20 protein-coding genes are annotated in these 26,363 nt (G+C 66.6%); 13 read left to right on the forward strand and 7 right to left on the reverse strand.

Features of this window, described 5'->3' with window-relative positions:
• Window positions 1-43 precede the first annotated feature (43 nt).
• Window positions 44-487, forward strand: coding sequence for a 50S ribosomal protein L13 (rplM, locus tag PY310_RS00945; protein WP_015937805.1), 444 nt, complete (start codon window positions 44-46; stop codon window positions 485-487).
• Window positions 488-525: 38 nt separating this feature from the next.
• On the forward strand, window positions 526-1,032 hold the full coding sequence (gene rpsI, locus PY310_RS00950; protein WP_275212267.1) for a 30S ribosomal protein S9: 507 nt from the start codon (window positions 526-528) through the stop codon (window positions 1,030-1,032).
• Window positions 1,033-1,211: 179 nt separating this feature from the next.
• Here the strand turns inward: rpsI and PY310_RS00955 are convergent, their stop codons facing one another.
• Window positions 1,212-2,135 (reverse strand): glycosyltransferase family 87 protein, encoded by a 924-nt coding sequence (locus tag PY310_RS00955; protein WP_275212268.1) that lies wholly within the window; start codon window positions 2,133-2,135, stop codon window positions 1,212-1,214.
• A gap of 160 nt (window positions 2,136-2,295) precedes the next feature.
• Here PY310_RS00955 and glmM point away from each other — a divergent pair, with 160 nt between their 5' ends.
• Complete coding sequence (glmM, locus tag PY310_RS00960) at window positions 2,296-3,657, forward strand: phosphoglucosamine mutase (protein WP_275212269.1); 1,362 nt, start codon at window positions 2,296-2,298, stop codon at window positions 3,655-3,657.
• Between the two features lie 68 nt (window positions 3,658-3,725).
• Here glmM and mscL read toward each other — a convergent pair whose 3' ends face one another.
• From mscL to coaA, 3 genes are all read right to left on the reverse strand, one after another.
• Window positions 3,726-4,130, reverse strand: coding sequence for a large conductance mechanosensitive channel protein MscL (mscL, locus tag PY310_RS00965; protein WP_275212270.1), 405 nt, complete (start codon window positions 4,128-4,130; stop codon window positions 3,726-3,728).
• A gap of 84 nt (window positions 4,131-4,214) precedes the next feature.
• On the reverse strand, window positions 4,215-5,081 hold the full coding sequence (locus PY310_RS00970; protein ID WP_275212271.1) for a M15 family metallopeptidase: 867 nt from the start codon (window positions 5,079-5,081) through the stop codon (window positions 4,215-4,217).
• 5 nt (window positions 5,082-5,086) lie between these two features.
• Complete coding sequence (gene coaA, locus PY310_RS00975; protein WP_275212272.1) at window positions 5,087-6,052, reverse strand: type I pantothenate kinase; 966 nt, start codon at window positions 6,050-6,052, stop codon at window positions 5,087-5,089.
• A gap of 88 nt (window positions 6,053-6,140) precedes the next feature.
• Between coaA and glmS the strand changes: the two genes are divergently transcribed.
• A complete protein-coding gene (gene glmS / locus PY310_RS00980) occupies window positions 6,141-8,030 on the forward strand; it encodes a glutamine--fructose-6-phosphate transaminase (isomerizing) (protein ID WP_275212273.1) in 1,890 nt (629 codons plus the stop codon).
• 81 nt (window positions 8,031-8,111) lie between these two features.
• On the opposite strand, the gene PY310_RS00985 is transcribed toward glmS, so the two are convergent.
• On the reverse strand, window positions 8,112-8,624 hold the full coding sequence (locus tag PY310_RS00985; protein ID WP_275212274.1) for a VOC family protein: 513 nt from the start codon (window positions 8,622-8,624) through the stop codon (window positions 8,112-8,114).
• 51 nt (window positions 8,625-8,675) lie between these two features.
• On the opposite strand from PY310_RS00985, the gene PY310_RS00990 reads away from it, so the two are divergent.
• The 9 genes from PY310_RS00990 (at window position 8,676) to PY310_RS01030 (ending at window position 23,086) form a co-directional block, all read left to right on the forward strand.
• Window positions 8,676-9,329 (forward strand): TetR/AcrR family transcriptional regulator, encoded by a 654-nt coding sequence (locus PY310_RS00990; protein WP_275212275.1) that lies wholly within the window; start codon window positions 8,676-8,678, stop codon window positions 9,327-9,329.
• A 108-nt stretch (window positions 9,330-9,437) separates the two neighbouring features.
• Window positions 9,438-9,785, forward strand: coding sequence for a holo-ACP synthase (locus tag PY310_RS00995; RefSeq protein WP_275212276.1), 348 nt, complete (start codon window positions 9,438-9,440; stop codon window positions 9,783-9,785).
• Between the two features lie 36 nt (window positions 9,786-9,821).
• Window positions 9,822-11,342: an NAD(P)H-hydrate epimerase gene (locus tag PY310_RS01000; protein WP_275212277.1), complete on the forward strand. Its 1,521-nt coding sequence runs from the start codon at window positions 9,822-9,824 to the stop codon at window positions 11,340-11,342.
• 82 nt (window positions 11,343-11,424) lie between these two features.
• Window positions 11,425-14,250 (forward strand): hypothetical protein, encoded by a 2,826-nt coding sequence (locus PY310_RS01005; protein WP_275212278.1) that lies wholly within the window; start codon window positions 11,425-11,427, stop codon window positions 14,248-14,250.
• 157 nt (window positions 14,251-14,407) lie between these two features.
• The gene (gene glgX / locus PY310_RS01010) at window positions 14,408-16,666 is read left to right on the forward strand and encodes a glycogen debranching protein GlgX (protein ID WP_275212279.1); all 2,259 of its coding nucleotides are present in this window, start codon (window positions 14,408-14,410) and stop codon (window positions 16,664-16,666) included.
• The gene (gene treY / locus PY310_RS01015; protein ID WP_275212280.1) at window positions 16,663-18,978 is read left to right on the forward strand and encodes a malto-oligosyltrehalose synthase; all 2,316 of its coding nucleotides are present in this window, start codon (window positions 16,663-16,665) and stop codon (window positions 18,976-18,978) included. The genes glgX and treY overlap by 4 nt, the downstream gene beginning before the upstream one ends.
• Window positions 18,975-20,750, forward strand: coding sequence for a malto-oligosyltrehalose trehalohydrolase (treZ, locus tag PY310_RS01020; RefSeq protein WP_275212281.1), 1,776 nt, complete (start codon window positions 18,975-18,977; stop codon window positions 20,748-20,750). The genes treY and treZ overlap by 4 nt, the downstream gene beginning before the upstream one ends.
• A 53-nt stretch (window positions 20,751-20,803) precedes the next feature.
• Window positions 20,804-21,841, forward strand: a complete 1,038-nt coding sequence (gene mgrA / locus PY310_RS01025) for an L-glyceraldehyde 3-phosphate reductase (RefSeq protein ID WP_275212282.1) — start codon at window positions 20,804-20,806, stop codon at window positions 21,839-21,841.
• Window positions 21,842-22,000: 159 nt separating this feature from the next.
• Window positions 22,001-23,086: an inositol-3-phosphate synthase gene (locus PY310_RS01030; protein WP_275212283.1), complete on the forward strand. Its 1,086-nt coding sequence runs from the start codon at window positions 22,001-22,003 to the stop codon at window positions 23,084-23,086.
• Window positions 23,087-23,377: 291 nt separating this feature from the next.
• On the opposite strand, the gene PY310_RS01035 is transcribed toward PY310_RS01030, so the two are convergent.
• Both PY310_RS01035 and mshA read right to left on the reverse strand, forming a co-directional pair.
• A complete protein-coding gene (locus tag PY310_RS01035) occupies window positions 23,378-25,060 on the reverse strand; it encodes a formate--tetrahydrofolate ligase (RefSeq protein ID WP_275212284.1) in 1,683 nt (560 codons plus the stop codon).
• Between the two features lie 9 nt (window positions 25,061-25,069).
• Complete coding sequence (gene mshA, locus PY310_RS01040) at window positions 25,070-26,362, reverse strand: D-inositol-3-phosphate glycosyltransferase (protein ID WP_275212285.1); 1,293 nt, start codon at window positions 26,360-26,362, stop codon at window positions 25,070-25,072.
• Window position 26,363: the final 1 nt, after the last annotated feature.

Genomic DNA, 26,363 nt, shown 5'->3' on the forward strand with positions numbered 1-26,363 from the left:
GGCACCTAAACAAGAACGCCAGAACAAGAACGAGGCAAAAACCGTGCGTACGTACACCCCGAAGCCCGGCGATATCAACCGCCAGTGGCACGTCATTGACGCCACAGACGTTGTCCTTGGTCGTCTTGCCAGCCAGACCGCAATCCTGCTGCGCGGCAAGCACAAGGCCACCTTTGCGTCCCACATGGACATGGGCGACTTCGTCATCATCATCAACGCTGAAAAGGTAGCCCTGACCGGCGCCAAGCTGGAGCAGAAGCGCGCATACCGCCACTCCGGCTACCCGGGCGGCCTGACCTCCGTCAACTACGCGGAACTCCTGGAGTCAAACCCGGTCCGCGCCGTTGAGAAGGCCATTAAGGGCATGCTCCCCAAGAACTCTCTCGCTGCACAGCAGCTGGGCAAGCTGAAGGTGTACCGCGGTGCAGAGCACCCCCACGCCGCCCAGCAGCCCAAGACTTTCGAAATTACCCAGGTCGCCCAGTAGTCCTGGCCACCAAACAACTTATCTATACAAGGAGAATCGTGGCTCAGAACGAAGAGACCACCGAAGCCGTTGAGGCTGAGGAAACCCTGACCAGCTACACCTCTGAAAGCGGAGCCGCTGAAGCTGCTGCGCCGAAGAAGGAGCGCCCGGCACTGACCGTTGCCGGCGCTGCTGTTGGCCGCCGGAAGGAAGCCGTTGCCCGCGTCCGCGTTGTACCGGGTTCCGGTAGGTGGACCATCAACGGCCGTGCGCTGGACAACTACTTCCCGAACAAGCTGCACCAGCAGGACGTCAACGAGCCCTTCAAGATCCTGGATCTTGAAGGCGCCTACGACGTCATCGCCCGCATCCACGGCGGTGGCATCTCCGGCCAGGCCGGCGCCCTGCGCCTCGGCATTGCCCGTTCATTGAACGAGATCGATGTCGACAACAACCGCGCCACCCTTAAGAAGGCCGGTTACCTGCGTCGTGACGCCCGTATCATCGAGCGCAAGAAGGCCGGCCTCAAGAAGGCCCGCAAGGCTCAGCAGTACTCCAAGCGCTAGATCCGCTTGCAGAGAAGCCCGTCCCGCCATTCGGCGGGGCGGGCTTCTCGGTTTTTTGAAGCATGAACGGTATACGACTGGGCGGTGGCGGTTGACCATGCTGTTCGGGAGAGGGGCGCAGTAGATAGGAAATGTGATCATCGTTGGTATCCTCCGCGCCGATCGCTACCGAGCCGGGGTCAGAAACCTTTAGTCATATGCCTGCCGCGGGGTAGTGACGGCCCGGAAAGATTAGCGTCTAACCTTGCCAGCCGGTTGAGCCTCGGGATCGCAGCCAGCATCGTGAGCGGTATAAGACCGACAAGTACTGGTGAAGCCAGAACCATGGCAGGAGCAATCAGCCAAGGCCGTTGTTTCCAGGCTCCGATTGCCACTAGCAAAGCGGCGAGTAAACAACGCAATACAAAACTGGTTTGACTGTCCGGTGTTCCATCCCTCTGCTCGAAGAGGAACTGCATCCAAGCCTGCCACTGGGTGGGTTCAAGAGCGTACAAAACTATGACAACAAGGGTGAGCCCACCGATACCCTCAATAAACCGGCTCCACTCGCCACGTGCGGCAAACCAGAGAAGTCCAACTCCTGCTGTTAGCTTTGTCAGGATCGGAAACCCCCACGCGGCGGGCCTGTACATACCGACTACAGCGGAGCCAGCCAGCAAGATGTATATGTTGCCGACCATTAGCTCTGGCAAACAGAGCAGGAAAATAGGCGCAGACCATCTTAATTGCAGTGGCTTCACAAGCCAGATCAGTATTGCAGCCTCGAGACAGATCCATATCACCAGGAAGAACGGCCAGGAAAGTGTGGCGAGGGGCTTTATCGCAGCGACGAAAGCTGGCGAATATAGATACGCATCTCTCTGGCCGGGCGCTCTGTCATACACCAGCTCGCTCTGTGCTGCCAGCCAATACGCATGAGCGTCTTGCCCCAGTATGGTTCCGACGACGGCGCCTCGTATGGACAAATATGCGGTGAGGATGCCCAAGAGCCATAGAAGTACAACCGCCAAACGTGTCGCCGATGGGTACTTGCAGGTGAAACCATTCATGAAACCCCATGGTGCATCCGCGATTTTGGCTCTTGGGTCAGAAAATTTCGACATGCTCCGATGGTGCCATGGAGAACCTGCGATACCGTGTTTTATTCTAGGTCAGTCTAATGAGATGTAGCCTGTTCCGAATCAAAAGCATCAACTTCCGCTATCTCAAGATCTGAAGCGGACGGCACATGCGTGACCCGGCTATCCTCTAGACTTGACCCCGATGTCTAGATTATTTGGAACAGATGGAGTCCGGGGCCTTGCTAACGGCCTGTTGACGGCGGAGCTTGCCATGCAGCTCGCCCAGGCAGCCGCCGTGGTGCTGGGGCATGACCGCAACACCAACGGCACGCGGCCCCGCGCCGTGGTGGCTCGCGACCCGCGCGCCAGCGGTGAATTCATCGCCGCCGCCGTTGAGGCCGGGCTCTCCAGCTCCGGCATTGACGTCTACGACGCAGGAGTCCTTCCCACGCCGGCCGCTGCCTACCTTGTGGCCGATCTTGACGCGGACTTCGGCGTCATGATCTCCGCGTCGCACAACCCGGCACCGGACAACGGCATCAAGTTCTTCGCACGCGGCGGCCAGAAGCTCCCTGACGACGTTGAAGACGCCATCGAGCAGCAGATGAGCAAGGAGCCCACCCGTCCCGTCGGCGCCGACGTGGGACGCATCCAGCGCTTCTCCGACGCCGAAGACCGCTACGTGGTCCACCTCCTGAGCACCCTGCCGCACCGCCTCGACGGCCTCAAAGTGGTTCTGGACTGCGCCCATGGCGCTGCCAGCGGCTGCTCACCCCAGGTCTTCAAGGACGCCGGTGCCGACGTTCTGGTCATCGGCGCGGAACCGGACGGCCACAACATCAACGACGGCGTCGGCTCCACCCACCTCGGCCAGCTCAAGGCCGCCGTCGTAGAGCATGGCGCGGACCTCGGCATCGCCCACGACGGCGATGCCGACCGCTGCCTCGCCGTAGACCACGAAGGCAACGAAGTGGACGGCGACCAGATCATGGCGATCCTGGCCGTTGCCCTCAAAGCGTCCGGCAAGCTGGTGGATGAGGTGCTGGTCGCTACTGTCATGAGCAACCTCGGGCTCAAGATCGCACTTCGCGAAGCCGGCATCAGCATCCGCGAAACCGCAGTCGGAGACCGCTACGTCCTCGAAAGCATGCGCGAAGGCGGCTACAACCTGGGCGGCGAACAGTCCGGGCACGTCATCTTCTCCGACTATGCCACTACCGGCGACGGCGTCCTGACCGGCCTGCAGCTGGCCGCGCAGGTCGCGCTGACCGGCAAGCCGCTCAAGGAACTGGCCGCCGTGATGACCAAGCTCCCGCAGGTCCTTATCAATGTCAGGGGCGTTGACCGCAGCCGCGTGGGCAGCTCGGAAGTTCTGCAGCAGGCCGTGGCCGTGGCTGAAGCCGGACTGGGCGACACCGGACGTGTCCTGCTCCGCCCGTCAGGCACGGAGCCCGTGGTCCGTGTCATGGTGGAGGCCGGCGATGAAGCCACCGCCGAGTCCATCGCCGAGCGACTCGCCCAGGTGGTCCGCACCGAACTCGCGCTCGAACTCGTCACCGACTAACCAAGTTCAAACCAGTGTGGCCCGCCTCCGTCAGGAGGCGGGCCACAGTTCGTTGGGCTACGGGCTAGCTAGAGGGACCGTTCCCGCAGCGAGTCGCGGATTTCGGTAAGCAGGGCGATCTGCGGGTCTTCGGCAGATTCTTCCTTGACATCGGGATCGATGCCGAGCCGGCGGTTGCGGCGCTCGATCATGTGGTTCATGGGCATGACCACCACAAAGTAGATGGCGGCAGCGATAAGCAGGAAGTTGACGATGGCGGTCAGCAGAACGCCAAATTCCATGGCGTTGCCGTTGAAGTCAACCTTGGCAAAGCTATCGAAGTTCGGAGATCCAACGAGTCCTGCAATGAATGGCATGAGTACCTTGTTCACCAGTGCGGTGACGACCGCCCCGAAAGCTGTACCCATGACAACGGCGACGGCAAGGTCTACGACGTTGCCCTTCATGATGAAATTCTTGAATCCTGTCAACATAAAGACCAAGCTAGCGCACTAAAGCGACGCTACACATGACGGCAAAGTAAACTTTTCGCCCGTGTCGGGAACCAAACAGGCCCCTCAGACGTACCCCGGCGCCGCTTCCAACCCGAAGTAGTCCTCCACCGTGTTGATGCCCCGGTTGGCCATATCCGTGGCGGCCTCCACCCCGATGTACCGCAGGTGCCACGGCTCGTAGTAGTAGCCCGTGATCGGGTGGAACATCCACGGGTACCGCACCACAAAGCCGAAGCGGTGGCCGTTCGCCTTCGCCCATACGGCCGCCGGCTGGTCCGCGAAGCAGGGCTGGAAGCCGCACGCCCCGCCCCCGTCGCCGATGTCGAACGCCCACCCGGTCTGATGCTCCGAGTAGCCGGGACGGGCGCTGGCGGTGTCGGCATCCGCCTGGCCGCGCGCCGCCACATACCCGTTGTAGGTCATCACCTGGGTGGCGTACGAGCGGTAGCCGCTCGCCAGCACCATGGTCACGCCGTCCCGCGCGGCCGCCGTGAACATCGCTTCCGCCGCAGCCGCCGTGGTGCTGTTCAGCAACGAAGCCTCACCGGACACGGCCAGCGGCACATTCGGCTGGACCAGGTCCGTCGGCGCATAGTCCGGCGGCTGCAGCGGGCGGTGCTTGTTCACCACCACCCAGGGGCTCGCCGGGTCCGTCAGCGAGAACTGCCCCGGCAGGGACGCAGCCGCCGACGGCGGGACGGGAGCCTGCGACGGCGGCTCAGCTGCCGCCGTCGTACTTTCCGCCGCAGTGGGGGAGGGAGCCGCAGGGGTGACGGAGGGGGCGGACGACGACGGCGGCGCCACCGCCGTGGGTGCCTGCGGTGTGCACGCGGTCAACACCGTCAGCCCCGCCCCGGCGGCGAGGAAGCGGGCGAAGGACCGCCGGCTGGCGCCGGGCGCAAGAGCCCCGGCCACGCAGTGGTGGCACACCTGGGTTAAACCTTCCGCAGGAGCATGCGGCGGATGGAGTGGTCCGCATCCTTGGTCAGCACCAGCTGGGCCCGGCCGCGGGTGGGGAGGACGTTTTCCTCCAGGTTGGGCTCGTTGATCCGCTTCCAGATGTCCCGGGCCGTGCTCTCCGCCTCGCTGGGGGACAGCGACGCGTACCGGTGGAAGTAGGACTCGGGCTGCGCGAACGCCGTGCTCTGGAGCCGGCGGAACCGCTCCACGTACCACTCCTCGATGTAGGCGGTCTTGGCGTCCACGTAAATGGAGAAGTCGAAGAAGTCGCTCACGGCCAGCCCCTGCCTGCCGTCCTGGCGCGGGCGGGCCGGGGCGAGCACGTTCAGGCCTTCCACGATGAGCACGTCGGGGCGGCGGACCACCACTTCCTTTTCGGGAACGATGTCGTAGGTGACGTGGGAGTACCAGGGCGCCCGGACCTCCTCCGCGCCGCCCTTTACCTCGCTCACAAAACGCAGCAGCGCACGCCGGTCGTAGGACTCGGGGAAGCCTTTGCGTTCCAGCAGCTGCCGCCGCTTGAGCTCGGCCAGCGGGTAGAGGAAGCCGTCGGTAGTGATCAGCTCCACGTTCGGGGTGCCGGGCCAGCGCCGCAGCATCTCCCGGAGCACACGCGCAATTGTGGACTTCCCCACAGCCACCGAGCCGGCCACGCCAATCACAAAGGGGGTGCGCTGGGTCTTCTCACCCAGGAAGGTGGTGGTGGCCGAATGCAGCTGGCCCGCGGCCTCGACATAGAGGTGCAGGAGCCGGGACAGCGGCAGGTAGACCTCGCGGATCTCCTTCATATCCAGGGGATCGCCGAGGCCACGCAGACGGACAATGTCCTCTTCGTTAAGGGGTTGCTCCATCTGGGCGGCGAGCCGGGACCAGGTCTGACGGTCCAGCTCAACGAACGGAGAGACACCCTCCCCGTTCGCTTCGTTGCGTTGCAAAGTCACTTTAGAGATTCTGCCCCGCGCAGGGCTGAGAGCGAAATGCGGCCCCGGAAGTTTAAAACTCAACCCGCCTGCCGATAAGCTTTAGCGCATGTGTGGAATCGTTGGATATGTGGGTCATGCTGATGGCCGTGGCAATGCCGGTCATAGCGCGTTGGATGTGGTCCTGGAGGGGTTGCGCCGTCTGGAGTACCGCGGCTATGACTCCGCAGGCGTTGCGGTGGTCTCGGACGGGGCCATCGAGTCCCGGAAGAAGTCGGGCAAGCTGAGCAACCTCCGGGCCGAGCTGGAGGAGCACCCGCTGCCCGAGACCCTGACCGGCATCGGCCACACCCGCTGGGCCACGCACGGCGGCCCCACGGACCAGAACGCGCACCCGCACCTGGCCGACGACGGGAAGCTGGCCCTGATCCACAACGGCATCATCGAAAACTTCGCCGAGCTCAAGCTGGACCTGGTGGACAAGGGCTACAAGTTCGCGTCCGAAACCGACACCGAGGTCGCCGCCGTGCTCCTGGGCGACATCTTCCGCAACCAGTTGAACGGCAATGCCGACGGCGGCCTGGCCGTCGCCATGCAGCTCGCCTGCCAGCAGCTCGAGGGTGCGTTCACCCTCCTCGCCGTGCACGCTGACCAGCCCGACGTGGTGGTCGCTGCCCGCCGCAACTCCCCGCTGGTGGTTGGCCTGGGCGAGGGCGAGAACTTCCTCGGCTCGGACGTCTCCGGGTTCATCGACTACACCCGCCGCGCCGTGGAGCTCGGCCAGGACCAGATTGTCACCATCACCGCGGACACCGTGGAGATCACGGACTTCTTCGGCGCCCCGGCCCAGGGCAAGGAATACCACGTTGACTGGGATCCCGAAGCGGCCACCAAGGGCGGCTTCAGCTCCTTCATGGAGAAGGAAATCCACGATCAGCCGGACGCTGTCCGCCAGACCCTGCTGGGCCGCTCGGACCTGAACGGCAACCTGACCCTGGATGAGCTCCGCATCGATCCGGAGGAGCTCAAGAAGGTCAACAAGATCATCGTGCTGGCCTGCGGCACCGCAGCCTACGCCGGGACCGTGGCGAAGTACGCCATCGAGAACTGGTGCCGGATCCCCACCGAGGTGGAACTCGCGCACGAGTTCCGCTACCGCGACCCGATCCTGGACGAGAACACCCTGGTGGTCTCCATCAGCCAGTCCGGCGAAACCATGGACACCCTGATGGCCGTCCGGTACGCCCGCGAACAGGGCGCAAAGGCCATCTCCATCTGCAACACCAACGGCTCCACGATTCCCCGCGAGTCCGACGCCGTGCTCTACACGCACGCCGGCCCGGAGATCGCCGTCGCCTCCACCAAGGCCTTCCTGGCGCAGATCACCGCCGCCTACCTGCTGGGCCTGTACCTGGCGCAGCTGCGCGGGAACATGTTCTCAGGGCAGATCAAGGACGTCCTGGCTGACCTGGGCAAGATCCCGGACAAGATCCAGACCATCCTCGACGGCGCCGGCCCTCTCCGCGAACTGGCCCGCAGCATGGCCAACGAGCAGTCCGTCCTGTTCCTGGGCCGGCACGTGGGCTACCCCGTGGCACTCGAAGGCGCGCTGAAGCTCAAGGAAATCGCCTACATCCACGCCGAAGGCTTCGCCGCCGGCGAGCTGAAGCACGGCCCCATCGCGCTGGTCGAGGAAGGCAAGCCCGTGTTCGTGATTGTCCCGTCCCCGCGCGGCCGCGACTCGCTGCACGCCAAGGTGGTCTCCAACATCCAGGAAGTCCGCGCCCGCGGCGCCCGCACCCTGGTCATCGCCGAGGAAGGCGACGAAGCCGTGAAGGCCTACGCCGAGCACGTCTTCTACGTCCCGGAAACCCCGACGCTGCTGATGCCGCTGCTGACCACCGTCCCGCTGCAGATCTTCGCCGCCGAACTCGCCGCGGCCAAGGGCTACGACGTTGACCAGCCGCGCAACCTCGCCAAGAGCGTCACGGTCGAGTAACACAGAAGCACCTGCTGCCTGTCCGGAAGCCCCGGCCCTTTCAAAGGGCCGGGGCTTCCGTCTAGTGCTGGGCCACGCCGTTCACGGCGCCACGCCGGTCACGTCGCTGGACGCGGCCCTATCGGCACGCCACCGCTCCTCCTTGGCCCGTGCGGTCGCCACGGCGTCATCGATGACGAGCGGGACAGCCGGGTCGAGCTCAGTGTGGGATTCCACCGAGTAGAAGCGAACCTCGTGACCGTCCGGGTCATGCAGCATCGGCAGAATCCATCCGATCGTTGCGAAATGCACCCCGGCATGGGCCTCGCCGAGGCCGCTCAGGTGGGCCGCCAACGCCTGGATCCCTTCCCGGTCCGGCACGCCGATGGAGAAGTAGTCGAAGCCGGCTGACGCCTTCGCCCGGTCCGGGTTGAAGTTCAGCGCAAGGTCGGGGCCGCCGTCGGGATGGGTCATGGCAACGCCGGTAAGGCGGCCGTGTTCGCGGAACTCGATGACGACCTGATAGCCGAGCCGGGTGCCGTACCACCGGATTGACCGGTCCAGGTCTGAGACGGGCAGCTTGAGGTGGTGAACCCCGGCCAGTGTCGGAATCATCGGAATCTCCAATTGCAGTCTGACTGTATCTATGCAGCTATACTGCATCTCATGAGCAAGGACGTCAAGCAAAAATCCCTTACCGCCCCTGACCTCAGGGCCAAACGGGTGGCCCGAACAGAGGCCCAGCTCATCGAGGCGGCGAGCATGCTTTTCTGCGATCAGGGCTACGTAGCAACAACTCTGGCCCAGATCGCAGAGCGCGCCGGTGTCGCTGCTCGCACTGTCTACGTCCGCTTCGGGACGAAGGCAGCCCTGTTCAGGCGTGTCATCGACCAGGCGCTTGTGGGTGACGCAGAGCCGGTTGATGTCGCCCACCGCCCTCGGATCCAGGACGCGATGACCGCCGCCACCCTGGCCGAACGAATCGAGGCCCTCGCCGACGTCTCGGTCGGTATCGCGGAGCGGGCGGCCCCACTGTTCGAGGTTGCTGCCCAGTCCGAGGGTCTTGAGCCGGAGCTCGCAGAAGCCGCCCAGGCCGGACGCCATTCCACCACCCAACTGTGCCGCTCGTTCTGGGACCAGGCCGCAGCCGATGGCCACCTCGCAGAGGGGCTGAATCCTGAACACCTCACCGTCGTCACCGACGTTCTGCTCTGCGCCGACACGATCGTGCACATCCGAAGGACCCACGGCTGGTCTGCGGCCCTGCACCGGTCGCTCATCGTCGACACCCTGACTGCCCTCACTCGCCGTCGCGCATGACAGGTAGTGGTCCTGTTGATGTGAATCCGGATGTGCCGGCCCGGTTCAAAAGTGACTCATTTGCGTTGATGAACAGCCCGGCCGCGGGCGTCACCGTAGAGTAGAGCCATGATTGTTGGCATTGGGGTAGACGTTGTAGACATCGAGCGGTTCGGCCGCCAGCTTGAACGGACGCCGGGTCTCCGGGACCGGCTGTTCGTCCCGGCCGAACGCGAGCTCAACACCCGGTCCCTCGCGGCCCGGTTCGCAGCCAAGGAAGCCGTGGCCAAGGTGCTCGGCGCGCCGGCCGGCATGAACTGGCAGGACTGCTGGATCGGCCTGGACCAGCATGGCCCCACCATCCAGGTGAAGGACACCGTCCTGGCGGTGGCCGAGGCCAAGGGCGTCAAACGCTGGCACGTGTCCATCAGCCACGACGGCGGGATTGCCACCGCCACGGTCCTCGCCGAAGGCTGAGCGCCCCTCCGCCGGGACGCCCACGCACCTGACACCATGATCAGCGCCTACACCGGAACCCAGATCAGAGCCGCAGAACAGCCGCTCCTGGCCGCGGGGATGGGTGCCGTCCTGATGCAGCGCGCCTCCTACGGGCTCGCCAACGCCGTGGTCCACGAGCTGCGGGCCCGCGGCCGGCGGCTCTACGGCGCCAGCGTGGCGGTCCTTGCCGGCAAGGGCAACAACGGCGGCGACGGCCTCTTCGCCGCGTCGTTCCTGGCCGCGCGGGGAATGCGTACGACGGCGGTCCTCACCGGGGACGCCGCCCACCCCGAGGCGCTGGCTGCTTTTGAGCGCGCGGGCGGCCGCGTGCATGTCCTCACCGAGGCGAATGCCGGCGAGCTCGCAGCGCACGTGGCGGGTGCCGACGTCGTACTTGACGCCATCCTGGGAACGGGTGCCCAAGGCGGCCTGCGGGGAGCGGCTGCCGCCCTGGTGAGCGGACTTTCGAACGAGCTGCCGGGACTCGTGGTCGCCTGCGACATTCCCAGCGGCGTGGACGCCGACACCGGCGAGGCGCATGCCCCGGTCCTGTCCGCGGACCTGACCGTAACGTTCGGCGCCGCCAAAGCCGGCCTGCTGGCCGATCCCGGGGCCGACCACGCCGGCCGCGTCCAGGTGGTCCCCATCGGCATCGAAGAACACCTGCCCTGGCCGTCGCTGCGCCGCCTCGAGCCCGCGGACCTTGGGCGGCTGCTGCCCAGACCGGGGAGGCGTTCGCACAAGTACTCACGCGGGGTGCTGGGCGTGGTGGCCGGCTCGGAGGACTACCCCGGAGCCGCGGTGCTGGCCTGCCGCGGGGCGCTGTCCGCCGGGGCGGGCATGGTCCGCTACCTCGGGCCGCCCGCGGTGGCAGACCTGGTCCGCCAATCCTGCCCTGAAGTGGTCTGCAGTACCGGCTCCGTGGCGGACAACCGCGTCCAGGCCTGGCTGGTCGGCTCGGGCATGGGGCCCGGCGACTCGGAGCAGCTCCAGCGCGCCCGCGACGCGGTCGAATCGGGCCTGCCGGTGATCGCCGACGCCGGTGCGCTGCCGGCCCTTCCCGACGTCCTGGCGCCGCAGGTGGTGCTGACCCCGCATGCCGGCGAACTCGCAGCGCTCCTGGACCGGCTCGGGGCGGACTACGACCGTTCCGCAGTGGAGGCAAACACGTTGGGCGCCGTCCGGCAGGCGGCCGTCCTGACCGAGGCCACCGTGCTGCTCAAGGGCCCCAGCACCCTGGTCGCTTCGCCCTTCCAGGACTTCTACAGCCAGGCGGACGGCACGCCGTGGCTCGCCACCGCGGGCAGCGGCGACGTCCTGGCCGGAATCATCGGCGCGCTGCTCGCCCAGGTGGGGTCCGACGTCGGGCGCTTCCGGAACGCAGGCATCGATCCGGACGAGCGCTGGGCAGCGATCGCGGCGCTGGGCGCCAGCCTCCACGGCCGGGCCGGGACCGCCGCAGCCGAGGGGGGACCGTTCACCGCGGGCCGCATTGCGGACGCCGTTCCGGCGGTCTGGGGGCGGCTCGCGGGCTGACCGGTCTGTGGACCCCTGATTTCCCGGGCGTAACATTTGGCTACCAGCCGCTGCTGGCCGCCGAAATTTGGGGGGAGACACCGTGGTCGAATCATCAGCGCAGAAGGTCGTCAGCGGGGCACCCCAGGCAGGAGGTCCACGGGTTCTGGAACTCCGCATCCACGGCATCAAAAACACGGCCCCGCACGACCTCATCGGCTGCAGGGCGGACCAGATTGAGCCTGTGGGCGACGGGGACGCCCTCAGCGGCTTCTGGACCGAAAAGGACCCGCCGGCCGGGCAGCCCACCCGGGTCGAGGCCTACAGTTGGGGCAATCTGGCACGGACTTCCCCGTCTTCATCGTTTCTGAAGGGCGTGGCACGCGTGCTCGGCCAGTCCTTCTGGTTCCTCGTGGTCCCGTTCGCCCTGGCCAACGCGGCTTACTGGGCCCGGCGGCTGCCGGCCCCGGGTACAGGGGCCCGGCCCCTCGCGGCTGGACCAGGCGCCGGGACGGTCAGGCTCTTCGCGTTACTGCTAAGCCTCGTGTTCACCACCACCTTCTGCGCGGTGGCTTTCGGCCTGCTTGCGGTGGAATGTTTTCCTTCGACGGGGCCCGGCCAGCCAACAGCCATGTGCCGGCAACTGCCGGAAGCCCTGGATTTCTTGACGGGCTGGTCGCGCGGCCAGCGCCTGGCCCTGGCCGCTCTGGTGCCGGTGGCAGCGATCCTTGCCGTGTTTGTCACGGCGAAACTTGCCACCGTGCGGAACCTCGCGCCGGTCCGGGTCAGCTGGAATGAAGAGCCGCCACAAGGTGCCGCCCAAGCTTCGGACGGCGGCCCTTTCCTCGCTTCCCCCGGATTGTGGACCCGCCCCCACGTTTCCACGGTGACCGGCAGGGCGCACATTGCCGCCTGCCTCGCGCTGGTGTGCATCTTGCTCCTGTCCGACAGCATGGGAGCGTTGTGGCGGCGCGACTGCCAGACACCCCTTCGGATGCTCGGCAGCGACTGCCTCCGGGACTTGGGTACGGCGATAGGCCGGGACGGCCTGGCCGCGCCGTTCCTGGCTCTCTCGGTGCTGCTGCTGCTGGCAACGATGGTCACGGTGGCGTTCTTCTATCCAGAAGTTCGCGCACCGGAAGAAGATGCCGCCGGCACCAAGTGGTCCAACGCCCTCTGGACCGGCGGGGCGGCCCTGGTGCTCCTGACGATCGGCCAGCTGATACTCGTTCCCACCCCGGACGCGGTTCCCAGCCTGCCGTTCGCCGGAACATGGGTGGCGTCCCTGCTCCTGCTCACTGCGTTGGTGGTCCTGGCTGTCGCAGGCCTGTTCATGCGCAGCGGACGCGGTTTTCAGCTCGCTATCGCGGGGGCCTCGGTGAGCTCTGCAGTGCTCATTCTCTGGGCGGGCGGCCTGTGGGATGACTCGGTGTTGTGGATCCCGGCCGCCATCACGGCTGTCTTCATCGCCTTCTACGTGGGCCTCCAGACGCGGGATGGCGGCACTGACGAAGGCTGGCGCGGCGGGGGTCCCGCCGTCTTTATGTTCGCCGCGATCCTCACGGCCCATTTTCTTTCCAGCGCGCTGGTCCTGGGACTGCGGAAACTCCTTCAGTGGCCCATGGACAAAGAGCTGCCAGCCCGGCCCGAGGAACTCTGGCGGGGCGCCGGCGGGTCCGAGGTTGACCTTCATGATGTGCTGGACGTCCCTTCCGTCTACGCACTCACGGGAGGCCTGCTGCTCGTCGGCATTGTTTTGGCGCTGGTCGGTTTTGTGCCCGCCTGCTCCTGGCTGATCCTCAAAGGCGGCCTCACGCCCATGCAGCCGCCCGCACCTGCCGGAACCGGACCGCCGCCGGTGCAGCCGCCGTCGTATTTCAGCGACATCGACGTGGATCCCCTTTCGGGGGCCGAAAGCCCTGGTTCCGAACGCCGGAACCTGACCTACCGTCGTCGCCGGCTCTCGGCTCTGACGCAGCGCGGGGAAGCAGCCTTTGGTCTCCTCACCCTGCTGATTTGGGGTGCCGCCGTCTTGGCGATCGCGGCCAGCGCCCTCCGCAACGGCAGCGGCGCGACGCGTTATCGCGTCCTTCTGAAAGGCCCCATGGACGTCATCCAGGAAGACTTCGCCGGCTGGGGAATCGTCCTGGCGGCAACCGTTATTCTCGCCTTCATGGTGCTGAACGCCGCAACGTCAAAGGAAGAAAGGCCTCTTGCCATCCTCTGGGACGTGATGTGCTTCCTTCCCAATGCCGCCCATCCGTTCGGTGCCCCGAGCTACTCCAACCGCGTAGTCCCTGAGCTTGCCCGGCGCATCAACGACTGGCTGGAGGCGCCCTCCCCGGGGCCGGCTCCGGAGACCGGCGAGCACCACCACACCGTCCTGCTGTCCGCCCACAGCCTGGGCGCTGTGGTGGCGATTGCCGCGCTCTTCCATCTCAAGGCGAGCAAACCTGGGTTGGACTTCAAACGCATCAGGCTCCTCACCTACGGCGTCCAACTGCGGCCCTACTTCGGCCGGTTCTTCCCCGAGCTGTTTGGCCCGGCAGTCCTTGGAACCTGGCCAACGCGGGGACCCGGCCTCTTCTCCGCGGACCCATGGAAGGCGGCCCGGCTGAACGAGGCCCCAGGGAACGGTTCGGAGGGCAACGGTCCGGAGGGCCTGACTCTCGTGAAGCTCCTGAGGGCCGGGCAGGAAGCGGAGACGCCGGTATGGAGGAATATTTGGCGCCGGTCCGATTTCCTGGGATTCCCTGCCTGCGCCCACACCCCACACGGCAACCACCTGGACGTTTACGGCGTGGAGACGGAGCCGGGGCATTCCCAGTTCGTTGTGGCGACGCACGGCAACTACACGGCCACCACCACATACGCAATGGTCCGCCAGGACATGCTTGAGCACTGGCCGGCCCGAGGATTGCGGCCATAGCAGAGGTGTGAGGTAAAGTCAGCATGCTTAGTACACACGGGGCCTGGAAACGTAATAGTCGCACCCACCCGCTACCGTAGCTATAGGTTCTGCACCGGCTGGGTGGCGCGGCGATGACTTCGCCCGCCCCGATGTCGAACAACAATGAGGAGCACGCATGGAAATCTGGCCCGGATCGGCTTACCCGCTTGGCGCCACTTATGACGGGACTGGCACAAACTTCGCGCTGTTCAGCGAACGCGCGGAGAAGGTGGAACTGTGCCTCTTCGACGACGACGGTGTTGAGACGCGGTTCAGCCTCGATGAAGTGGACGGCTACGTGTGGCACGGCTACGTCCCGCAGGTGCAGCCCGGGCAGAAGTATGGCTACCGTGTCCACGGCCCGTACGACCCCCAGTCCGGCAACCGGTTCAACCCGAACAAGCTGCTCCTGGACCCTTACGCCAAGGCCGTGCACGGCCAGATCGACTGGGATCCTTCCCTGTTCACGTACAACCTGGGCGAAGAGCCGGACACCATCAACAATGACGACTCCGCCCCGCACATGATGATGGGCGTGGTCATCAACCCGTTCTTCGACTGGGACGGCGACCACCTGCCCCGCGTCCCGTACCACAAGTCGGTCATTTACGAAGCCCACGTCAAGGGCCTCACCCAGCTGCACCCCGAGATCCCCGAGGAACAGCGCGGCACCTACGCCGGCGTGGCGCACCCGTCCGTCATCTCGCACCTGCAGAAGCTGGGGATCACCGCCATCGAACTGATGCCGGTGCACCAGTTCGTCAATGACGGAACGCTGCAGGACAAGGGCCTGAACAACTACTGGGGCTACAACACCATCGGCTTCTTCGCCCCGCAGAACACCTACAGCTCCACCGGCGACACCGGCCAGCAGGTCCAGGACTTCAAAGCCATGGTCCGGTCGCTGCACCGCGCAGGCATCGAAGTGATCCTGGACGTGGTGTACAACCACACCGCCGAAGGCAACCACCTGGGCCCCACCCTGTCCTTCAAGGGCATCGACAACCAGTCCTACTACCGCCTCATGGAGGGCGACGAGAAGCACTACATGGACTACACGGGCACGGGCAACTCGCTCAACGTCCGCCAGCCCCACTCCCTGCAGCTGCTTATGGACTCGCTGCGTTACTGGGTCACCGAAATGCACGTGGACGGCTTCCGGTTCGACCTCGCCTCCACCCTGGCCCGCGAATTCTATGACGTGGACAAGCTGTCCACCTTCTTCGAACTCATCCAGCAGGACCCGGTAGTCTCCCAGGTCAAACTGATCGCCGAGCCGTGGGACGTTGGCCCCGGCGGCTACCAGGTGGGCAACTTCCCGCCGCAGTGGACGGAATGGAACGGCAAATACCGCGACACCGTCCGGGACTTCTGGCGCGGCGAGCCGGCCACCCTGGGCGAATTCGCCTCCCGCATCACCGGCTCCGCGGACTTGTACGAACACTCCGGCCGCCGGCCCGTGGCGTCCATCAACTTCGTCACCGCCCACGACGGCTTCACCCTCGCGGACCTGGTGTCCTACAACGAGAAGCACAACGACGCCAACGGCGAGGACAACAACGACGGCGAATCCCACAACCGCTCCTGGAACTGCGGCGCCGAAGGCCCCACCGATGATCCCGCGGTCCTGGGGCTGCGCGCCCGCCAGCAGCGGAACTTCATCGCCTCGCTGCTGCTCTCCCAGGGCGTGCCCATGCTGCTGCACGGCGACGAACTCGGCCGCACCCAGCAGGGCAACAACAACGGCTACTGCCAGGACTCAGAACTGACCTGGATCAACTGGGAAAGCATCGATCAGCCCCTCATCGAGTTCACGGCCGCCGTCAACGCGCTGCGCGCCAAGCACCCCACGTTCCGCCGGAGCCGGTTCTTCGACGGGCGTCCCGTGCTGCGAGGAGAAGGCGAGCGGCTGCCGGACATCGTATGGCTGGACCCCTCGGGCGAGACCATGAAGCCGGACGCCTGGGACAGCGGCTTCGGCCGTTCGGTGGGCGTGTTCCTCAACGGCGACGGTATTCAGGGCAAGGACGACCGCGGCCGCCGGATCACGGACGTGAACTTCGTCCTGTACTTCAACGCCCACGACGACATCGTGAACTTCACCCTCCCGAACGATGAATACGCGCCCGCCTGGGACATCATCATCGACACCGCCGGCCACAACGCGGACACCGAACCGGTCAAGGCCGGCGAAGCCCTGCCCGTGGCGGCGAAGTCCCTGGTGGTGCTCCGTGCGCACACCATTGAGGAGACCGAACCGGACCACTCCGTGGCCGCGTCGCTCGCCGCTCTGTCGCAGACGGCCACCGCGGAAACCGCCGCCCTGAGCACCCCCACGGTGCCGGAGCCCGCAAAAACGAAAAAGATCACCGAACCGAAGGGTCCCGCTAAGTGAAGTCCCCGGCGTCCACCTACCGGCTCCAGATCCGCAGCAGCTTCACGCTCTTTGATGCAGCTGAAACGGTGCCCTACCTGAAGTCACTGGGCGTCGACTGGGTCTACCTCTCTCCGATCCTGACCGCTGAGCGCGGGTCCGATCACGGCTATGACGTGACCGATCCGTCCTCAGTGGACCCGGACCGGGGCGGGCCCGAAGGGCTGCTCGCGCTGTCCAAGGCTGCCCGCGCCCATGGCATGGGCGTGCTGGTGGACATTGTCCCCAACCATGTGGGAGTGGCCTCACCTGCACAGAACCCCTGGTGGTGGTCGCTGCTGCGGGAGGGCCGCGGCTCACCATACGCGGAAGCGTTCGACGTCGACTGGGAGCTTGGCGGCAAGGTGCGGCTGCCGATGCTGGGCTCGGACGGGGACCTGGACCAGCTCGAAATCAAGGACGGGGAGCTCCGGTACTACGACCACCGCTTCCCGCTCGCCCCGGGCACATATTCCGACGGCGATTCCCCGCAGGAGGTCCACGGCCGGCAGCACTACGAGCTGATGGACTGGCGCCGCGCCGACGCCGAGCTGAACTACCGGCGCTTCTTCGCGGTCACCACGCTGGCGGGCATCCGGGTTGAGGACCGCAGGGTCTTTGACGAGGCCCATGCCGAGGTGAATCGCTGGTTCGACGACGGCCTGGTGGACGGGCTGCGGGTGGATCACCCGGACGGCCTGGCCGATCCTGCCGGGTACCTGCGCTGGCTCAAGGAAATCAGCGGCGGCGCTTACGTGCTGGTGGAGAAGATCCTGGAGCCGGGGGAGGAGCTTCCCGGTGACTTCGCCTGCGAGGGCACCACCGGCTACGACGCCCTGGCGGACGTGGACCGCGTCCTGGTGGACCCCTCGGGCCAGCCAGGGCTCGATGCGCTGGACACCGCCCTGCGCGGTGCGGGCGCTCCGGCCGACTACGCGGAGATGATCCGTGGCACCAAACGGATGATTGCCGACGGCATCCTGCGGGCCGAGGTGCTGCGGCTGGCCCGCCTGGTCCCCGCTTCGGCCGGGCTCGAGCTGGAGCCGGCCGCGGACGCCATTGCCGAAATTATCGCCTCCTTCCCCGTCTACCGCACCTACCTGCCCACGGGCGCGGAGACCCTGAAGGAGGCCTGCGGATCGGCGGCAGAGCACCGTCCCGAGCTGGCATCGGCTGTGGGCGCCCTGTTGCCGTTGCTGCTCGATCCCGCCAACCCCATTGCAGTGCGCTTCCAGCAGACGTCGGGCATGGTGATGGCCAAGGGGGTGGAGGACACGGCGTTCTACCGCTACACCCGGCTCGGCACGCTGACTGAGGTGGGCGCCGAGCCCACCGAGTTCTCCGTTTCCGCCGAGGAGTTCCATCACCGGATGCGGCGCCGGCAGGAGGAGCTGCCCCTCTCCATGACCACCCTGTCCACGCACGACACCAAGCGCAGCGAGGACGCCCGGGCCCGGATCTCGGTGATCGCCGAACTGCCGGACGAGTGGACGGCAACCCTGAACACCCTCCGCGAACTGGCCCCGGTGCCGGACGGCCCGTTCGAGAACCTGCTGTGGCAGGCCGTCATCGGTGCGTGGCCGGCGTCGCGGGAGCGTCTGCAGGGCTACGCGCAGAAGGCGGCCCGTGAAGCCGGCAACTCCACCACGTGGACGGACCCGGACGAAACGTTCGAAGCAAGCGTCACCGCGGCCGTGGACGTGGCATTCGACGACGCCCGGGTCACCCGGGTGGTGCAGGATTTCGTGGCACGGATCGACTCCGCCGCCGCGTCCAACTCCCTGGCGGCCAAGCTCATCCAGCTGACCATGCCCGGCGTGCCGGACGTGTACCAGGGGTCCGAGTTCTGGGAGCGGTCGCTGACCGACCCGGACAACCGGCGGCCGGTCGACTTCGCCCAGCGGGTCACCGAGCTGGCAGCCATCGACGCCGGCACCCTCCCCGCCGCGGGGACCGAAGCAAGCAAGCTGCTGGTCACCTCCCGGGCCCTGAGGCTGCGCCGCGACCGGCCCGACCTCTTCCAGGACTACCACCCGCTGACCGCATCCGGGGCGGCGGCGCAGCATCTGCTGGCGTTCCAGCGCGGCGCCTCCGGGGCCATCACCCTCGCCACCCGGCTCCCCGTGGGCCTGGAGCGCGAGGGCGGGTGGCGGGACACCGCCGTCGGCCTTCCCACGGCGGTGCGGGACGAACTCACCGGCGCACAGTACCCCGCCGGGACCGTTTCGGTGGCCGCCGTCCTGGGTACCTACCCGGTGGCTTTGCTGGTACCGGTGGACGGAGAAAACGCATGACCCTGGTCAACGCCGGATCCGAGCGGTTCGATGTCTGGGCGCCCAACGCCTCCGCGGTGGTCCTGCTCGCCAACGGACAGCAGTACCCCATGAAGCAGGTGGCCGCAGCCCCGGGCGCGGAAGGCTGGTGGTCCGCACCCGACGCCCCCGCGGAGGCCGAGGTGGACTACGGCTACCTGCTCGACGGCGAAACCCGCCCGCTGCCGGATCCGCGGTCGCGGCGGGCCCCGGACGGCGTGCATGCCCTGTCCCGGACCTACGATCCCGCCTCCCACGCCTGGCAGGACGCGGGCTGGCAAGGGAAGGACCTGCGCGGCTCGGTCATCTACGAACTCCACGTGGGGACCTTCACCCCGGACGGCACCCTGGAGGCGGCGGCCGGCAAGCTCGAATACCTCGCGGACCTCGGCATCGATTTTGTGGAACTGCTCCCGGTCAACGCGTTCAACGGCACCCACAACTGGGGCTACGACGGCGTGCAGTGGTACGCGGTGCACGAAGGCTACGGCGGGCCGGAGGCCTACCAGCGCTTTGTGGACGCCGCGCACGCTGCCGGGCTGGGTGTCATCCAGGACGTGGTCTACAACCACCTGGGCCCCAGCGGAAACTACCTGCCGCAGTTCGGCCCGTATCTGAAGCAGGGCGACGCCAACACCTGGGGCGACTCGGTCAACCTCGATGGCCCAGGCTCCGACGTCGTCCGTGAATACATCCTGGACAACGCCGCACTCTGGCTCCGCGACTACCATGTGGACGGCTTGCGGCTGGATGCCGTCCACGCCTTCCGTGACGAGCGGGCCGTGCCGCTCCTGGAGGATCTGGGTGCGCTGGGGGCGGCCATTTCGGCGGAGACCGGGCTGCCCAAGACGCTCATTGCGGAGTCGGACCTGAACGATCCGCGGCTGATCTACCCCCGCGAGGCCAACGGCTACGGGCTCGCCGGGCAGTGGAGCGACGACTTCCACCACGCCGTGCACGTCAGCGTCACCGGCGAGACCACCGGGTACTACGCCGACTTTGCATCCCTCGGCGTGCTGGCCAAGGTCCTCAAGGACGGCTTCCTGCACGACGGCACTTACTCCAGTTTCCGCGGACGCCACCACGGCCGGCCCATCAACACGTCGCTGGTCCACCCGTCGGCCCTGGTGGTCTGCAACCAGAACCACGACCAGATCGGCAACCGGGCGGTGGGGGACCGGCTGTCGCAGTCGCTGGCCTACGGCCCGCTGGCTGTTGCTGCCGTGCTGACCCTGACCTCGCCGTTCACGCCCATGCTGTTCATGGGGGAGGAATACGCGGCGTCCACGCCGTGGCAGTTCTTCACCTCACACCCCGAACCGGACTTGGGCAAGGCGACGGCGGAGGGCAGGATCCGCGAGTTCGAACGCATGGGGTGGGATCCCGCCGTCGTACCCGACCCGCAGGATCCCGAGACGTTCCGCCGCTCCAAGCTCAACTGGGCTGAGGCTTCCACGGGAGACCACGCGAAGCTGCTGGCGCTCTACCGGTCCCTGACCGCACTGCGGCGCGAACACCCGGACCTCGCCGGGCTGGGATTCGCGGCCACTGACGTGACCTACAACGACGACGCCGGCTGGCTGCGTTTCCGGCGCGGGTCCGTGGAGGTACTGCTGAACTTCTCCCCGGAGCCGGTCCGGCTCGACGCGGTGCGGGGCGCTGTGCTGCTCGCCACAGACGATGCGTCTGCCGCGGACGGCGACACCTTTGTTCTGGCTGCGCACAGCGCTGCGGTTCTGACCGACGCGGCATAAGTTGCCCGGCGGGCGCTCCACTGCGTCCGCCACCAAATGACAGGATTGGACGCATGACCTATTCAGCCGCGGAAAACCGCTACGACTCCATGCCCTACCGCCGCGTCGGACGCAGCGGCCTGAGGCTTCCGGCCATCTCGTTGGGACTCTGGCACAACTTCGGCGACGACAAGCCGTTTGAGACCCAGCGCGCCATCCTGCGCCGGGCCTTCGACCTGGGCGTCACCCACTTCGACCTCGCCAACAACTACGGGCCGCCCTACGGCAGTGCCGAGACCAACTTCGGCCGCCACTTCAAGGACGACTTCAAGCCGTACCGGGACCAGCTCATCATCTCCAGCAAGGCCGGCTACGACATGTGGCCCGGACCCTACGGCAACTGGGGCTCGCGCAAGTACCTGCTGGCCAGCCTCGATCAGTCGCTGGAGCGCATGGGCCTGGACTACGTGGACATTTTCTACAGCCACCGTCCCGACCCCCAGACGCCGCTGGAAGAGACCATGGGTGCGCTGGATTCCGCCGTCCGCTCGGGGAAGGCCCTGTACGCGGGCATCTCCTCCTACACCCCGGAGCAGACCCTGGAGGCAGCCCGGATCCTGAAGGAACTCGGCACTCCGCTGCTGATCCACCAGCCGAGCTACTCCATGCTGAACCGCTGGACCGAGAACGGTTCACCGAACCTGTATGAGGTGCTCGACCAGGTGGGTGCCGGATCCATCGCGTTCTCACCGCTCGCCCAGGGAATGCTCACGGACCGGTACCTGAACGGCGTGCCCGCTGATTCGCGCGCCGCCCAGCACAAGTCCCTGGACCAGGGCATGATCTCCGACGAGAACCTGGGCCGGATCCGCGGGCTCAACGCCATCGCCGAGGGCCGCGGCCAGACGCTGGCGCAGATGGCCATCGCCTGGATCCTCCGCGAACAGGGCAAGGGCTCCGCCGTGACCTCCGCCCTGGTGGGCGCGTCCAGCGTCCGGCAGCTCGAAGACAGCCTCGCCGCCATCAACAACCTTGAGTTCGCGGACGATGAGCTGCGGGCCATCGATGAGTTCGCCGTGGAGTCGGACATCAACCTGTGGAAGCAGAAGTAACTTAACTGCACCTTTCACGTTGCGGGGGCCGGGAACAATCCCGGCCCCCGCTTGGTTGGGTAAGATGGTAAAGCGCCATTTGGTGCACTGCCAGCGCGCCGCCGTCGTAATTCCGGCATGGACCGCACTGGCGGCTGAGGTTGTCTTCAAAGGAGTTCCGTGTCTGCAAATCCGATTCGTGTTGCCATTGTTGGTGTGGGTAACTGCGCCGCCTCGCTCGTCCAAGGTGTGCAGTACTACCGCGACGCCGATCCCCAGGCCACGATCCCGGGTCTGATGCACGTTGAGTTCGGCAAGTACCACGTCAACGACGTCCAGTTTGTTGCCGCGTTTGATGTGGACGGCAAGAAGGTCGGCGTTGACCTGGCCGATGCCATCCTCGCCAGCGAAAACAACACCATCAAGATCGCCGAAGTTCCCCCCACCGGCGTGACCGTCCAGCGCGGCCACACCCTGGACGGCCTCGGCAAGTACTACCTCGAGACCATCGAGCAGTCCACCGAGGAACCCGTTGACGTGGTTCAGGCCCTCAAGGACGCCAAGGCCGACGTCATGGTCTGCTACCTGCCCGTCGGGTCCCAGGAAGCGGCCGAGTTCTACGCCCAGGCCGCCATCGACGCCGGCGTTGCCTTCGTCAACGCCCTGCCCGTCTTCATCGCCGGCACCAAGGCCTGGGCCGACAAGTTCACCGCCGCCGGCGTGCCCATCGTGGGCGACGACATCAAGAGCCAGATCGGTGCCACCATCACGCACCGTGTCATGGCCAAGCTGTTCGAAGACCGCGGCGTGACCCTGGACCGCACGTACCAGCTGAACGTCGGCGGCAACATGGACTTCAAGAACATGCTGGAGCGCGACCGCCTCGAGTCCAAGAAGATCTCCAAGACCCAGGCCGTGACCTCCAACGTCGAGGCCGACATCGCCCCGCGCGACGTCCACATCGGCCCGTCCGATTACGTCCAGTGGCTCGACGACCGCAAGTGGGCGTTCGTCCGCCTCGAGGGCCGCAACTTCGGCGACGCGCCCGTGTCCCTTGAGTACAAGCTGGAGGTCTGGGACTCACCGAACTCCGCCGGCGTGATCATCGACGCCATCCGCGCCGCCAAGATCGGCCTGGACCGCGGCATCGGCGGCCCGCTGCTCTCCGCTTCCAGCTACTTCATGAAGTCTCCGCCGGAGCAGTTCAACGACGACCTCGCCCGTGAAAAGGTCGAGGCCTTCATCCGCGGCGACCTGGAGCGCTAACCCGCCCCCTCGCGCCGCCCCCCCTCGGCCTCGGGACGCTCTCTCACTTAATGTGGGTTTTTCCCGGACGCTCTCTCAGTTAATGCGGGGTTTTGCCGGACGCTCTCTCACCAAAAGGTGGGGGAGCGTCCTGGCTTTAACAGCCTTCAACGGCCGACGGCGGCACCCGGCGGCGTGGTGACCGTCCTCAGCGGCGGCGGCTGCCCGGGGAGTGCGAGAGGGTTGCCGGAAAACCCGCATTAAGTGAGAGAGGGTTGCCGGAAAACCCACATTAAGTGAGAGAGCGTCGGGTTAGGTGAGGCCTACCGGGTTGCCGGCGTCGTCCACGTCCATGCGCATGGCGGCGGGGGCGGCGGGCAGGCCCGGCATGGTCATCACCGCTCCGGTCAACGCCACGATAAAGCCGGCCCCGGTCTTGGGGATGAGGTCGCGGACGTGGATGGTGAAGCCCTTCGGCGCGCCGAGCCGGGACGCGTCGTCGCTGAAGGAGTACTGGGTCTTGGCCATGCAGACGGGCAGCCCGGTCCAGCCGTTCTTTTCGATGTCGGCCAGCCGCTTCAGGGCCGGGACGGAGAAGTCCACGCCGTCGGCCCCGTAGATCTCCTGCGCGATGGTCCGGATCTTCTCTTCTACAGGCAGCTCCAGCGGATACAGGTGCCGGAAACTGCTCGGCGCGGAAACCGCCGCCGCCACCTTCGCGGCGAGCTCGTCACCGCCGTCGCCGCCCCCGCCGCGCCCCCAGACGTCGGCGACGGCGGCCTGCACACCTTCGGCCGCGCACCACTCCAGGAGCCAGTCGAGTTCCTCGGCGGTGTCGGAGGAGAACTGGTTGATGGCCACCACCGGGGTGACACCGAACTTCTCCACGTTATGGATGTGCCGCCGGAGATTCACGACGCCGGCCTGCAGCGCCTCGAGGTCGGGCACCGTGAGCCGGTCCTTGGGCACGCCGCCGTGCATCTTGAGCGCGCGCACAGTTGCCACAAGCACAACGGCGGCGGGGGCCAGATCAGCCACCCGCGCCTTGATGTCCATGAACTTCTCCGCACCCAGGTCGGCGCCGAAGCCCGCTTCGGTGACCACAATGTCCGCGAGCCGCCGGGCCGTCTGGGTGGCGATCAGCGAATTGCAGCCGTGCGCAATGTTGGCGAACGGACCGCCGTGAACCAGCGCGGGCGTGCCGGCAATGGTCTGGACGAGGTTGGGCTTGATGGCTTCCTTCAACAGCAACGTGAGCGCACCCTGGACACCGAGGTCCGCGACCGTGACAGGGGTCCGGGAGTATGTGTAGCCGAACGTGATCCGGCCCAGCCGCTCGCGGAGGTCCGCCAGGTTCGCGGCCAGGCAGAAGACCGCCATGATTTCCGAGGCCACCGTAATGTCGAACCCGTCCTGGCGCGGGACTCCCTGGGTAGGTCCGCCAAGGCCGATGATCACTTCGCGGAGGGCGCGGTCATTCATGTCCAGCACCCGTTTGAACGTCATTCGCCGGGGGTCGATGTTCAGCTCGTTGCCCTGGTAGATGTGGTTGTCCACGAGGGCCATCAAGGCGTTGTTCGCTGAGGTCACCGCGTGGAAGTCGCCGGTGAAGTGCAGGTTGATCTCGTCCATCGGCAGCACCTGGGAGTAGCCGCCGCCGGTGGCCCCGCCCTTCATGCCCAGCACCGGCCCCAGCGAGGGCTCCCGCAGCGCGATCATCACCTTGTGCCCTGCCCGGGCCAGCGAATCGGCCAGCCCCACCGTGGTGGTGGACTTTCCCTCCCCGGCGGGCGTGGGTGACATGGCGGAGACCAGCACCACCCGCCCGGCCGGCCGGGGGGCCGTAAGCAGGGCCGGGTCAACCTTGGCTTTGTACCGGCCGTAGAGTTCCAGAGCCTCGCCGTTGATGCCCGCCGCCGCCGCAATTTCCTCGATCGGCCGGATGATGGCCTGCCTCGCGATCTCGAGGTCGCTCAGGGGTTTCAGGCCAGTCATGGGTTCTCCTTAGTGCACCGCGACGGCGGGGGCCGCCGCACTCGCGGAAACGGCCGGTGCCGGACGGCCCGCCAGTTTGTCCTCGACGGCGGCATGGTAAGTCTCCAGCGTGATGGCCGCAGTACGGTTCCAGCCCAGGTTCTCCGCCCCGATGGAGGCTGCCCGGCCCATGTCGGCGCGGGTGTCCGGATCGTCATACATCGCTTCGAGCGCGTCAGCCCAGTCCTTGGCATGGTGCCCGTCCACCAGGAGCCCGGTCCGGCCATGGTGGATGGCCCGCTGCAGGCCGCCCACCCGCGTTCCCACCACCGGGGTCCCGCACGCCTGCGCTTCGATGGCCACCAGCCCGAAGGACTCACTGTAGGAAGGCATCACCACAACGTCCGCCGCACGGAACCAGGACGCCAGCTCGGCCGCGTTCACGGGCGGAAGGTGCGTCACGACGTCGTCCATTCCGGACTCGGTGATCAGCTGCCGGAGGTTGAAGTCCTTGTTGCCGCTCAGCGCGCCGAGGATGGTGACCCGGAGGTCGATTCCCGGCCGCCGCTTCCGCAGCAGGGCCGCGGCCTTGAGCAGGACCTGCGGACCTTTGAGGCGCTGGATGCGGCCGGCGAAGACCAGGTGGAAGGTCTCCGGCGGGACCCCGTGCTCCGCCCGGGAGCGCGCGCGGAAGGCGGGCGTGAACGTGCTGAGGTCCACGCCGGGCGGCGCCACATCGATGCGGTCGGGGTCGGCGCCGTAATGCGAGACCAGTTCCGTGGCTTCGGCGCTGGTGTTGGCGATCAGGCGTGTTGCGCCGTCGACGATCCGGTGTTCACCGTCTTCGCGCCGGCGGGGCTCGGGCTGCTCGCCGGACTGCAGCAGGAGGTTTTTGACCTTGGCCATGGTGTGCATCGTGTGGACCAGCGGCACGCCCCAGAGATCGGCGAGTTCCAGGCCGGCGATCCCGGACACCCAGTAATGCGAATGGATGAGGTCGTAACGGCCGTGCGGCTGGCGCTGCCGGATCTGTTCGATCTCCGCCACCATGGTGTGCAGCAGCGCCGGCAGTTCCTCCTTGGGGATCTTCCGCTGCGGCCCCGCGAACACGTTGTGGACGCACACGCCGGGGTCGGGGTGCTCGACGGCGGGCTGCTTGGCCGAGGTGGACCGCGTAAAGATCTCCACTTCGACGCCGGCCTCGGCCAGCGCCGACGCCAGTTCGCGGATGTAAACGTTCATGCCGCCGGCATCGCCGGAGCCGGGCTGCTCCATGGGGGAGGTGTGGAGGGACAGCAGCGCGACCCTGCGGATCGGTGTCATG

Source organism: Pseudarthrobacter naphthalenicus, from assembly GCF_029076445.1.
GTDB classification, from domain to species: domain Bacteria; phylum Actinomycetota; class Actinomycetes; order Actinomycetales; family Micrococcaceae; genus Arthrobacter; species Arthrobacter naphthalenicus.